The sequence below is a fragment of the Fimbriimonadaceae bacterium genome, from assembly GCA_019454125.1.
Classification (GTDB): domain Bacteria; phylum Armatimonadota; class Fimbriimonadia; order Fimbriimonadales; family Fimbriimonadaceae; genus JALHNM01.
In genome coordinates this window covers 1,039,144-1,051,204 of sequence record CP075365.1, presented here as the reverse complement: position 1 = coordinate 1,051,204, position 12,061 = coordinate 1,039,144, and the positions used below count along the sequence as shown (strand labels likewise).

The following is a 12,061-nucleotide window of genomic DNA, read 5'->3' as shown; positions in this document are numbered from 1 at the left end:
AGCTAATAAAAGTTGAAAACTTTAGCTTTTATACGGCGAAAAGCTGAGCCTCTGCAGGAGGCTTGGACTCGGACGGGACGGTTGCGAAAGCCCCTTCCTTATTTTCGGGGACTACAAAGCTTGCCGGGGGTCTCCGGCCCGGCTAGCCCTGGGTCCAGCGAGGCTCCTCAGAGGTCGCTTTCCATTTCGTCCAGCAGTTCTCCCAGCCCAGGTTGTTCCTGTCCCCGCGTTGCTTCGCGGAGCTGCCGGGCCATGGCCTTGGCCTCATCGCCGCGGCCGGTCCGCTTCGCGGCCAGGCCAAAGTTCACGGCGATCGGCAGGGAGTTCTGGACGTTCTGCATACCGGCACGAAGGACGTTGTAGGCCTCCTCGTTCCGGCCCTGCCCGCCGAGGGCGTTGGCCAGTTCGTTGTAGGCCGGCTCGCAGCCCGGGAAGATGTTGAGGAGCTGGTGGGCGGCTTGTTCCGCCTCGGTGTACTCGCCGAGCCGGTTGTAGGCGGCGGCCAGGATCGCCCACATCTTCCAGTAGTCGGCGAGCCAGTTGCGTAGCGGCTTGATCTCGTTGACCGCGCCCTGGAAGTCGCCCGACTCCACCTTCTCGCTGGCGGCCCGCACCGCTTCCACCCGGTTCTTCTGCTCGAGCTCGATCAGCCAAGCCTGGGTCTGCGCCCTGGTGTTGGGGTCGATATTGGCGGACAGCACATTCTTGAGGACCTGCGGCACCTCGAACTCACGCTTGGCGTTTTGGAGCGTCTGGGCGTATTCGAGCATCACCTGCACGTCGGTCGGGTTCTCGTCGAGGTAGTCCTCGTAGTAGTCCATCGCCCGGTCGAACTCCTCCTTTTGGGCGAGGAGCGGCGCGTAGAACCTCTTGACGAAGGATGTGTCTTCCAGGGTTTCTAGCGCGACGTCCAGGGCGCGGGTCGCCCCGTCCTGGTTGCCGCTGGCCATCAGCGCCTGGGCGTAGTTCACATGGGCCACCGCGTTCTGCGGGGACTTGTCGATCAGCTCCTTCCACATGGGCGGCACCTCGTGGGCGCGACCAGTCTGGGTGAGGACCTGGCTCAGGAGGGCGAGGCTCGGTTTGTCCTCCCCTTCGTTCTCCACCGCCTTTCGCAGGTTCCGCTCCGCGTTGGCGGGCATGCCCATGTTCATCTGGGCGATGCCTAGGCGGGCGAGGACGGGCGACTGGTCCCGGTCGGTCTGGTCCGCTTCTTGCAGGAGGCTCTGCGAGGCCTCGACGTCCCCGACGGCCTTGGCCCCTTCCGCTTCTTTGCGGAGCTTGGCGGCGTGCTGTTGAAGCTTGACCAGGGTCTTTTCCAGGGTGTCGGCAGAGGCCTGCAGGTTGTTGACCGCGCCGTAGAACTCGGCCAAGGCATAGAAGCCGCGCGGGTCGTCCGGTTCGGTCTCGGTCACCTTCTTCAGGGCCGCTTCGGCCGCGTCTCCGGCACCGATGCGGAACTGGGTGCAAAGCCGTGCCAGGTTCAGGAGCGCGAGGTACGGCGCCTCCCAGTCCGGGTCGAGGGCCATGGCTTTCTCCAGCGACTCATAGGCGCCTTGCGGGTTGAACTCGCGGGCGACCATGCCGTTCGCCTTTTCGATATACTGGACGGCGTCGAATCCCAGCAGGAACTCCGCGAACGCCTCCGCGTTCTCGGTGCCGAAGAGGCCGATGTCGTCGCCCATCTGCTCCGGCAGTGAAGCGCCGTAGCACCGGAGCAAAGTCTCGACGAATCCGCGGACGGGCGCGAAGAGGGCGCCGCCGATGAAGTCGAACTCCTGTGTCTCCTGCGGCTCGGTCTCCGGGCGCTGGTAGACGCGAAGGATCATGGATCCAGCCCCGTCACGCTCGTTCAGCAGGCCGTCGATCAAGGTCTCCATCGGCGCCTGCTGCCAGAACTGGCCGATCATCTCCGGCTCGTTCAGGGCTTCGCTCGGGTTCACCATCGCCACCCGCTGCACGCCCTCGTCCTGGTATTGGGCGAGATAGTTGACGGCGTGGATCTCCTGTCCGGTCACGTTCCGGGCGATCTCGCACGCGAAGTTCGAGATCTGGCGGGCCAAGGCGGGACGGGTGTCAGGCCCGGCGTTCAGGGGCAGGACGGCGATCTGCATGAGGTATGAGATTACCTACCCGCCCCGCCGACGCTCCGGGCTACCGGCCCTGCCTTAATGTCCAGCTAAGCTGGTCCTTGGGGGGAGCCGCAGGCGTATAATGAGGTGTGGTAGACGCGCGGCTACCTTTTGAGTTCAAGGACGAGCGGCCTTTGCGGGCGCTTTTCCTCGACCTCAACGCCTACTTCGCCAGCGTCGAGCAGGCGGAGCGGCCGGAGCTGCGCGGGCGGCCGGTCATCGTCGTGCCGCTCATGGCGGACACGACCTTCGCGATCGCCGCGAGCTACGAGGCCAAGCGGTTCGGGATCAAGACGGGCACGCGGGTCGGCGAGGCGAAGCTGTTGTGTCCCGACCTCGTTCTGGTCGAGGCCCGGCCCCCGCTCTACGTCCACTACCACCACCGGGTGCTCGAGGTGTGCGAGGACGTGCTGCCGATCGAGAAGGTCTGCAGCATCGACGAGATGCGGTTCCAACTGATCGGCAAGGAACGCCAGCCCGAGGAAGCGAAGGCGATCGCACGGAGACTGAAGAAGGCGATCCGCGAGCGCGTCGCCGAAAACATGTCCTGTAGCATCGGCATCGCGCCGAACGGCTTCTTGGCAAAACTCGCAACCGAGTTCGAAAAGCCGGACGGACTGGCCACGATCCAGTCGCACGAGCTGCCCGACCGGCTGAAGGGGCTCAAGCTCACGACCTTCCCTGGGATCAACACCCGGACGGAAGCGCGCCTGAAGGGCGCGGGGATCTTCACGAGCGACGACATGCTGGCCCGTTCGCCGGCCCAGCTTCGGCGGGCTTTCGGCAGCGTGGGCGGAGAGCGGTGGTACTACCTGCTCCGCGGCTACCAACTCGACCGCGAGAACGCGACGAACAAGAGCCTGGGGCATTCGAACGTGCTCGCCCCGGAGCTCCGCACCGACCAGGGCTGCCGCGACGTGCTGCTCCGGCTCGCCCATAAGGCCAGCGCGCGGCTCCGCAAGAACGGACTCTGGGCGCAGCGAATCTCGATCGGAGTGAGCGGCAAGAGGTCGTGGCACGCGGAGGGGCCGCTCCCCCCGACCCAGGACAGCGTCACCGTGACCGAACGGCTGCTGGAACTTTGGGAGGGACGCGACTTTGAAGGGCCGATCAAGGTCGGCGTCACCTTCACCCACCTCGCCGAGCCAACCGGCTTCACCCCTTCGCTCTTCGACGACACGATCGCCCGGGCGGAGATGAGCCGGGCGGTAGACCGCATCAACCAGAAGTTCGGCAAGAACAGCGTCTACTTGGCCTCGATCGAAAAGGCCAAAGACCGCGCCAGCGAGAAGATCGCGTTCAACAAGACGTGGCTCTTTAGCGAAGGGAAAGGCGACAACGAGTGGCCCGACACCTTCCGCGGCCATCGAGACGACTGAAGGCTCCCGCCTAGGGCGAAGCGTGCTGGATCGGGGTTGCGCGCGTCCTGGTAGGGCGGCGGAACCGGTGCCGCGCCTGCGGTACTTTGCGCTCTGTGACCTCCCAGACATTGACGAGCCGCGCGGTCTGGGCGGTCTACCTTCCCCTTGCCTTGAGCTGGTTGCTGATGGCGGTCGAGGGGCCGGTCACGATGAGCTACATCAACCGGCTGCCGGATCCGACCGTCAACATGGCGGCGTTCCAGCCGCTGTTCGCGCTCGCCCTGTTCCTGGAAAGTCCGGTCATCGACCTTCTTTCGACGGCGACGACTCTGGTCCGGGGCCGCGCTACCTATGGCGCGATCCGGCGCTTCACCCTCCTGCTGATGTTGTGGACTGGCGCGGCCCACGCCTTGGTCGCGCTGACCCCCCTTTACGACGTCATCGCCTACGGCGTTCTCGCGCTGAAGCCGGAGGTCGCCGAGGCGGCCCGATTGCCCATGGCGATCATGATCCCCTGGAGCCCGGCCATCGGCTGGCGGCGTCACTTGCAAGGCGTGCTCATCCGCTCGGGCATCACCCGGATGATCGGGTTTGGCACCATGGTGCGGCTCGTCACCATCACGGCGGTCGGCCTTGGCATGCTCGCGAGCCGCCAGTTCACGGGGATCGTCGTCGCGGCCGGCGCCCTCACCGCGGCCGTCATCGCGGAAGCGCTCTTCATCCACTGGGCGGCCCGCCCCGCCCTGCGCCAACTGGCCCAACAGAAGGATCCCGACGACGCGGTCGAGCTCGATATGCGTGCCCTGACCGCTTTCCACCTGCCTCTGACGGGCGCGACCATGATCCAGATCGCCACCGGCCCCCTGATCAGCGGCGCGCTCTCGCGGCTCCCAGACGGGGTCCACGCCCTTTCCGCCTGGCAAAACAGCACGGGGCTGGGTTTCTTGATGCGGACCCTGACCTTCGCGCTCCCCGAAGTGGTGATCCGCTTCTACCACGACAAGGGCGCGGAGCCGGTCTTGCGCCGCTTCTGCACCCAGATCGGTGCGGCGATGACGGGCCTGACGCTCCTGCTGTGCGTAACCGGGCTCGACATTCTCTTCCTGCGCCACGTGCAGGGCACGCCTGAGGCGGACGTCCAAGGGGCACACCTCGCTATTTTCTTGACGGCCATCCTGCCGCTTCTTTATTCGGCAGTGGCCTTCGTCCGCGGCGGACTGACCGCGATGCGCCTCACCAAGGTCCGGCTCACGTCGACGGTCGCTTCCCTCCTGACCATGGCCCTGCTGCTGGCGATCGGGGTCGCCGCGAGCATGCCGGGCGTGCTGGTCGCCGCCATCGCCGTCCTCGCCGCGCAGTTCGCCGAGCTCTCCGTCCTTTTTGGCGCATGGTCGCGGACGAAAGTCAAGGCTGCGCCCGTATAAGAAGTTGTGTCGGCAAGACCGGGTGAGGGATACTGATTCTTATGCGCCGCCCCTCCCGCTCAGGCGCCTTTACATTGATCGAGCTGCTTGTCGTGATCGCCATCATCTCGATCCTCGCCGCGATCATCTTCCCCGTCTTTGCGAACGCCAAAGCGTCGGCGTTCCAAACGACCTGCATGATGAACATGCGGCAAGTCGGCATCGGGCTCCAGCTTTATCGCACGGACCATTCGGACTTTTGGGCTCCTGGTGCAAGCACGATCAACGTTCCCGGATACCCGCCCCAAAACCCCTGGATCGGCTATGACAACACGGGCGGGGCCCTCCGTGGCGGGTGGTACGGGGACATGGACCGGCCCGCCACAAAAAGCCCTGCGCCGGGAAAGATCGACCCCTACCTTAAGAACCACCAGATCAAACGTTGCCCCCTTTCTCCCGGCAATTACCAAATGGTAATCGCCTATAACTTTTTCAACAACGAGGCAAGCAACAGCACCCTTGCCTATTACCGGCGCAACCCGGCCGCCCGCCTGAACGAGTACGGCCCTGGGGCCAAGAACGCCCGCTTTGTCGGTCCGCGCTACTACGTTTCCGAAGGCGTGAACGACGGCGAGATCGACGATCCCGTCAAGACGCTCGTCGCCTGGGAACACGGGGCTTGGGCGCCGGCCTGCGTCTTCTTACAGGTTTATGATTGGGACGGGCCGCCTCCGAGCTCCCAATCCCTCATAGAGCACTTCAACTTTCTTCATCGCGAGGGCGCGATGACGCTCTGGGCCGATAGCCGGGCCAGACGTATGACCTATAAGGAGCTTAAGCGCCCCTACTTCTCGGTCCGCAAGGATATCTATCCGGACTGGCCCTGAGCCGCTCGGCCGCCGAGAATCTAGCTAGAGGTAAATTTGAGGGGAATGAGGGGGTTTCTTGGCCTTGTCGTAGCCGTGGGCTTGCTCGGCTCGGCCAGCGCTGCCGATCTGAGTCTCTATCTGCACCGGTCGCCGACAGAGACCGAAGTCCTTAAGAACTATACCAAGGCCAAGTTTGAGCCTCTTTACGGCTGTTATCTCGGGGCCTTCATCGACCTCGACTCTTCGCTAAAGCAAACTTACGTCGACAGCATCGGTAAGTCACGCCGATTGCCGGAAGAGTTCGAGAGCGTGACCGGCAAGGAACACGCTTCCTACTTCTTCTACTTGGGTTACGGGACTCCCCTCCCCGAAGACTGGGTGACGCTCCTTGCCATGAGTGGCAAGCTGGTCCACATTGCCCTTGAGCCCAACGAAGGATTGGAGCACGTTCGCGACGACCAAACCCTCCGAATGTTGGCTCGCGGTATGAAAGACACAGGAGCCCGAATCTTGTTGCGTTTTGCGAGCGAGATGAACGGGGATTGGACGGCTTGGCACCGAGACCCAAAGCTTTACCGCGAAAAATTCCGCCTGGTCGCGAAAGTCATGCGGGAGGAGGCACCGAACGTAGCTATGGTTTGGTGCCCATACTCGACGCCGATCCGTGACATTCCTTCCTACTATCCTGGTGACGACGCGGTGGATTGGGTTGGCGTTAACATGTACAACGTCACCTACTTCAACCAGAATCCCAGGACCCCGGCGAGGCACGTCCATCCCGTGGACATGCTCACCTACATTTACCAAAAGTATGGGGCGCGCAAGCCGGTCATGATCGGCGAATATGGAACCACTCATTTCTCAGCGCTGGAGGGCAAGGACCAAAGTAGCTTTGCGATCCAAAACATTAGAGGGCTTTACTCTGCCCTTCCTCGAAAGTTTCCCCGCGTCAAGGCAATCTACTATTTTGACGGCAACAACCTTGAACTGGCCCACCGACAGAACAACAACTACGCTGTGACCCAGAACCGAAGCGTGCTCGCCGCCTATTCGCAGGCCATCTCGAGCGACTATTTCTTAAGCAAAGGTATGGGCCAAAGTGTAACGGTCAACAGTTATCCGGAGACTGAAAAGGCAAAGTATCCCATAGTTCCCGTTGTTCTGAAGGATGGGGACACGATCGGAAAGCGCACCCTTATCTCCGCCTGGAGCCGGCTGCGAGATCCCCAGCACCGCGTCGAGTTCCTATTAAACGGTAAGGGGCTTTCGACTTCCGGCAACGACTGGGCGACTTGGATCAACCCGAACGACGCTCCCGGCTGGGCGAAGTTGACGACGAAGGTCTTCGTAGCGAACAAGAGCGTTAGTACGAAGACGATTCGCGTGCGCCTAAGGCCCTAACGCGTCGCGAGGAATTGGTGCGCGAACGAGACCGCCATCGAACCTTCGCCGACCGCGCTCGACACTCGTTTGACTGAACCTGAGCGGACGTCCCCAGCGGCAAAAACCCCAGGGCAAGTGGTCTCAAGCAGGAACGGGTCGCGCAGGAGCCTCCATGCACCGCTCTCCTTGGCCGCCGGGCCCGTTAGGATGAAACCTTTAGAGTCCAGGCCCAGCCCTGACGCAAGCCAGTCCGTACAAGGATCGGCACCGATCATTACGAACAAGCCTGAGAGACTCACATCCATCACGTCCTTCGTGCAGCGGTTGGCGATCTTGACTCTTTCAAGCATGGAGTCTCCGCAAAGTTCAACAATCTCCGAGTCGCAAACCAGCTCGATGTTTGGAGTGTTCTCGATGCGGTCTGCCAGGTAAGAGGACATCGATTTGCGAAGGTCGTCGCCTCGCACGACAAGGTAGACCTTCTCGCTCCGGTCGCTGAGGAACACGGCCGCTTGACCGGCCGAGTTGCCCGCGCCGACGACCGCGACAGGCTTCTCATTGCAGAGTACGGCCTCCACCTGCGTCGCCGCATAGTAGACGCCTTGTCCTTCGAACTTGGGCAATTCAGGAAGCTCAAGTTTTCGGTAACTTGCGCCCGTCGCGATAATGATGCACCTTGCGGCGATGACGCGGCCATCGGAAAGGTGGATGTTATGGGCTGTCTGGTTGCGACAACTCAGCTGCGTCACGTCTCCCGGCGTCAAGAAACTCGCCCCAAACCTCTGGGCCTGGATAATTGCCCGGTGGGCGAGATCAGCGCCACTCAAGCCCGTGGGGAACCCCATATAGTTCTCAATCCTGCTACTGGCCCCGGCTTGGCCACCTGGGCCGCTGCTGTCGATCACGAGGGTCCGCAATCCTTCGCTGGCTCCATAAACCGCCGCGGCCAAACCTGCCGGGCCGGACCCGATCACGATGAGGTCGTAGAGCGAGCGGTTGACAGACTGGCTCAACCCCAAATGATGGGCGATCTCGACCGTGCTGGGACTCTTAAGGATTGTGCCGTCCAAAAGGATCACCACCGGCGTGTCTGCGACGCAAAGGTTAAACCGATCGAGCAGGGTCTGCACGTCGCGATCAGATTCGACATCGGTCCAAGTGTAGGGGACGTCATTCCTGGCCAAGAATTCTCGGATCCGCAATGTTTCACGGTTGAACCGCGAGCCGATGACCCGAATCCCAACAAACGGACCCTCTAAAAGAAGCGCGCGCCGCTGGATAAAAGCTCGAAGGATTAAATCGCTTAAGACCGGCAGTTCACTGACAATCTTCTTAAGCCTTTCGGGACAGACCTCGAGCACAGTCGTCTTGCCCTGGGCCACTGCGCTCACGACCGGAGGTCGGCCCGTGATCATATCGACGTCGCCCGTGAACTCGCCTGGGCCGTGCACGACGACACGGCGACGCCTAACATCGGAATCTTCAACGATCTCGACAGCGCCTTCTTGGATAAGGAAAAAGCTGAAACCAGCTACCCCGGCTTGGAACAGGTACTCGCCGTCCGCGAACGTTTTGGGCTCGGAGAACTGGGCGATCTGCGCGATTTGGGCCTCGCTCAGCGTTGGAAAGGCCACGGGGTCGCGGTCTGTGCTCATTCTGCAAGTGTATCCGCACCTTCCGGACCTATCGCCGCAAAGGCGGACGCCGGGTGTCACAATCTCCCCTCATGGCGAGCGACTTGGGAATAACGCCGCGGGACGAAAACTACGCCGAGTGGTACAACGACCTGGTCAAACGGGCCGGGCTGGCGGACAACAGCGTTGTCCGCGGTTGCATGGTCATCAAACCGCATGGCTATGCGATGTGGGAATTGATGCGCGACGCCCTGGACGGCATGTTCAAGGCCACCGGGCACCAAAACGCCTATTTCCCGCTGCTCATCCCAAAGTCGTTCCTGAGTCGGGAGGCGGAACACGTCGAGGGCTTCGCCAAGGAGTGTGCGGTCGTGACCCACCATAGGCTTAAAGATTCACCAAACGGTGTGATCGTGGACCCCGACGCGCGGTTAGAGGAAGAGTTGATCATCCGCCCGACGAGCGAAACGATCATCTGGCACTCTTACAAAAGTTGGATCCAGTCCTACCGTGATCTCCCGCTGCTCATCAACCAGTGGGCGAACGTCATGCGCTGGGAGCTTAGGCCGCGCCTTTTTTTGCGGACCGCCGAGTTCCTTTGGCAGGAGGGCCACACCGCTCACGTCACCTATGACGAGGCGGAAGAGGAAGCGCTGACGATCCTGGAGATCTACACCCGGTTCGCCCAAGACTGGATGGCGGTGCCTGTCGTGGCTGGGATCAAGAGCGACGGCGAGAAGTTCGCGGGGGCAGACCACACGTACACGATCGAAGCCATGACCCAAGACTTGCGCGCGATTCAAGCGGGCACTTCTCACCATTTGGGCCAGAACTTCGCGAAGGCGTTCGACGTTATGTTCCAATCCCAAGAAGGCAAGCAGGAGTACGTTTATGCAACCAGTTGGGGAGTTTCCACCCGTTTGGTTGGAACTCTCCTCATGGTGCATTCCGACGATAAGGGGCTCGTTTGCCCGCCTCGGCTCGCCCCTGTGCAGGTGGCGATCGTTCCGATCGGGCGGAAGGACGATTATGTCCGGGTCGTTGAAGCGGCCGACCGGATCGCTCAAACGTTAACGGATACGAATTGGAACGGGCTCCCTGTCCGAGTCAAGGTCGACAAGCGCGAGAAGGAGTCGCCCGGCTTCAAATTCAACGATTGGGAGCTAAAGGGCGCGTGCGTCCGGGTCGAGCTCGGGCCCCGCGACTTGGAGGCCGGCACCTGCATCCTCGTCCGCAGGGACGATGGAGAAAAGCGCACCTTGAGCCTTGAGCAATTGGTGGACGGAATCCATGCCGGGCTCGACGCGATGCAGCACGGTCTCTTTGAGCGCGCCCTCGCCATGCGCGAGGCCAACACCCATCGGGTGGACGCTTGGGATGACTTCACCGAAAGGTTTAGCGGCGAGGGCGGAGGCGGATTTGTCCTCGCCCACTGGGACGGGACGCGCGAGACCGAGCAGAAGATCAACGAGGCGACGAAGGCGACCATCCGCTGCATCCCGCGAACGCCGCTGCGCGCCGATGACGCCGAACCGGGCAGGTGCGTGTTCTCCGGCCAGCCCAGCCAGCAGCGGGTGGTCTTCGCCAAGGCGTACTAAGTCCCGCGAAGGGCTAGGGGTTCATTGGAATCTTGACGCCGTGCCGCTTGGCGAAGGCTTCGGCCTCCGGGTAGCCCGCATCGACGTGGCGCACGACGCCCATGCCGGGGTCGCTCGTCAGCACCCGCTCCAGCCGGAAGGCCGCGTTTTCTGTGCCGTCCGCGACCACGACCATGCCCGCGTGCTGCGAATAGCCGATCCCGACGCCGCCGCCGTTGTGGATGCTCACCCATGATGCCCCGGCGGCCGTGTTCACCATCGCGTTCAAGAGCGGCCAGTCGGCCACCGCGTCGGTTCCGTCCCTCATGGCCTCCGTCTCGCGGTTCGGGGAAGCCACCGAGCCGCAATCCAGGTGGTCGCGGCCGATCACAACCGGCGCCTGGAGCTCGCCCCGCTTGACCAGGTCATTCATCGCCAGGCCGAACTCGGCGCGTTCGCCATAGCCGAGCCAGCAGATGCGGCAAGGCAGCCCTTGGAAGTGGATCTTCTCACTCGCCAGAACCATCCAACGCTTGAGGGTCTCGTTCTCGGGGAAGACCTCGAGCGCGAGGCGGTCGGTGCGTCGGATGTCCTCCGGGTCGCCGCTGAGTGCAGCCCAGCGGAACGGCCCTTTGCCCTCGCAGAAAAGCGGTCTGATGTACTCGGGTACGAAGCCGGGGATGTCGAAGGCGTCGGCCACGCCCGCCTCGACGGCGAAGGCGCGGATGTTGTTGCCGTAGTCGAATGTGACGGCCCCTAGTCGCTTGAGCTCAAGCATTGCGTCCACGTGCAGGCCCATCGTCTCGACTGATCGCTTACGATACTCGGCGGGGTCGGCTTTGCGAAGGGCCAGGGCTTCGGAAAGAGACATCCCGCTCGGCACGTAGCCGTTGATTGGGTCATGGGCGCTGGTCTGGTCGGTGAGCACATCCGGCACGACGCCCCGGCGAGCGAGTTCGGGCAGGACGTCCGCCGCGTTGCCCACGAGCCCGACGCTCAGGTTCGGCCTGGATTCGAGAAGGGCGAGCGCTTCCTCCAGGTCGTCGGTCATCGTGTCGATATAGCCAGTGTCAATGCGCTTCTGGATGCGGGTGGGGTCGACGTCGATGCCGAGGAAGGCTGCGCCGTTCATGGTCGCGGCGAGCGGCTGGGCTCCGCCCATGCCACCCATGCCCGCGCTCACGACCAGTCGTCCCTTGAGCGACCCGCCGAAGTGACGGTCGGCACAGGCGGCGAACGTCTCGAAAGTCCCCTGCACGATGCCCTGCGAGCCGATGTAGATCCAAGAGCCGGCCGTCATCTGGCCGTACATCATCAGTCCTTTCGCCTCGAGCTCGTTGAAGTGCTCCCAGTTCGACCACTTGCCCACCAGGTTCGAGTTCGCGATGAGCACGCGCGGCGCCAGGTCGTGGGTCCGGAAGACGGCGACCGGCTTGCCGCTCTGGACGAGCAGCGTCTCGTCGTCTTCGAGCTCGCGAAGGGTGCGGACGATCGCCTCGAAACACTCCCAGTTCCTCGCTGCCTTCCCGGTGCCACCGTAGACGACGAGGTCGTCGGGCCGCTCGGCCACCTCGGGGTCGAGGTTGTTCATGAGCATGCGCAGCGCGGCCTCCTGCTGCCAGCCCTTGCATGAGATCGTCGTTCCGCGAGGGGCGCGGATCTGTGTCGCGGTGGCCATGACTGGATTTTACGCCGATATCCG

At 62.8% G+C, this 12,061-nt stretch carries 8 protein-coding genes; 5 read left to right on the top strand and 3 right to left on the bottom strand.

Annotated features, from left to right (window positions below; all coding sequences use genetic code 11):
- Positions 1 to 167: 167 nt before the first annotated feature.
- Positions 168 to 2,114: a hypothetical protein gene (locus KF733_05190; GenBank protein ID QYK56876.1), complete on the bottom strand. Its 1,947-nt coding sequence runs from the start codon at positions 2,112 to 2,114 to the stop codon at positions 168 to 170.
- A 107-nt stretch (positions 2,115 to 2,221) separates the two neighbouring features.
- On the opposite strand from KF733_05190, the gene KF733_05185 reads away from it, so the two are divergent.
- From KF733_05185 to KF733_05170, 4 genes are all read left to right on the top strand, one after another.
- Positions 2,222 to 3,511: a hypothetical protein gene (locus KF733_05185; GenBank protein QYK56875.1), complete on the top strand. Its 1,290-nt coding sequence runs from the start codon at positions 2,222 to 2,224 to the stop codon at positions 3,509 to 3,511.
- A gap of 95 nt (positions 3,512 to 3,606) precedes the next feature.
- Positions 3,607 to 4,917, top strand: coding sequence for a hypothetical protein (locus KF733_05180; GenBank protein QYK56874.1), 1,311 nt, complete (start codon positions 3,607 to 3,609; stop codon positions 4,915 to 4,917).
- A gap of 41 nt (positions 4,918 to 4,958) precedes the next feature.
- Positions 4,959 to 5,783 carry a prepilin-type N-terminal cleavage/methylation domain-containing protein gene (locus tag KF733_05175; protein QYK56873.1) on the top strand — a complete coding sequence of 275 codons (825 nt, stop codon included), beginning with the start codon at positions 4,959 to 4,961 and terminating at the stop codon, positions 5,781 to 5,783.
- A 45-nt stretch (positions 5,784 to 5,828) separates the two neighbouring features.
- Entirely contained in the window at positions 5,829 to 7,166 is a 1,338-nt protein-coding gene (locus tag KF733_05170) for a hypothetical protein (protein ID QYK56872.1), read from the top strand.
- Here the strand turns inward: KF733_05170 and KF733_05165 are convergent.
- Complete coding sequence (locus KF733_05165) at positions 7,163 to 8,803, bottom strand: FAD-dependent oxidoreductase (protein QYK56871.1); 1,641 nt, start codon at positions 8,801 to 8,803, stop codon at positions 7,163 to 7,165. The two genes, KF733_05170 and KF733_05165, sit on opposite strands and share 4 nt — an antisense overlap.
- A gap of 71 nt (positions 8,804 to 8,874) precedes the next feature.
- Here KF733_05165 and proS point away from each other — a divergent pair, with 71 nt between their 5' ends.
- Entirely contained in the window at positions 8,875 to 10,380 is a 1,506-nt protein-coding gene (proS, locus tag KF733_05160; GenBank protein ID QYK56870.1) for a proline--tRNA ligase, read from the top strand.
- Between the two features lie 13 nt (positions 10,381 to 10,393).
- Here proS and hutU read toward each other — a convergent pair whose 3' ends face one another.
- Positions 10,394 to 12,037: a urocanate hydratase gene (gene hutU, locus KF733_05155; GenBank protein QYK56869.1), complete on the bottom strand. Its 1,644-nt coding sequence runs from the start codon at positions 12,035 to 12,037 to the stop codon at positions 10,394 to 10,396.
- Between the last annotated feature and the right edge of the window lie 24 nt (positions 12,038 to 12,061).

Bases quoted from the DNA above. Each gene is read 5' to 3' on its own strand.
- KF733_05190 (QYK56876.1), bottom strand. From the start codon at position 2,114: ATGCAGATCGCCGTCCTGCCCCTGAACGCCGGGCCTGACACCCGTCCC.
- KF733_05175 (QYK56873.1), top strand. From the start codon at position 4,959: ATGCGCCGCCCCTCCCGCTCAGGCGCCTTTACATTGATCGAGCTGCTT.
- KF733_05170 (QYK56872.1), top strand. From the start codon at position 5,829: ATGAGGGGGTTTCTTGGCCTTGTCGTAGCCGTGGGCTTGCTCGGCTCG.
- KF733_05165 (QYK56871.1), bottom strand. From the start codon at position 8,803: ATGAGCACAGACCGCGACCCCGTGGCCTTTCCAACGCTGAGCGAGGCC.
- proS (QYK56870.1), top strand. From the start codon at position 8,875: ATGGCGAGCGACTTGGGAATAACGCCGCGGGACGAAAACTACGCCGAG.
- hutU (QYK56869.1), bottom strand. From the start codon at position 12,037: ATGGCCACCGCGACACAGATCCGCGCCCCTCGCGGAACGACGATCTCA.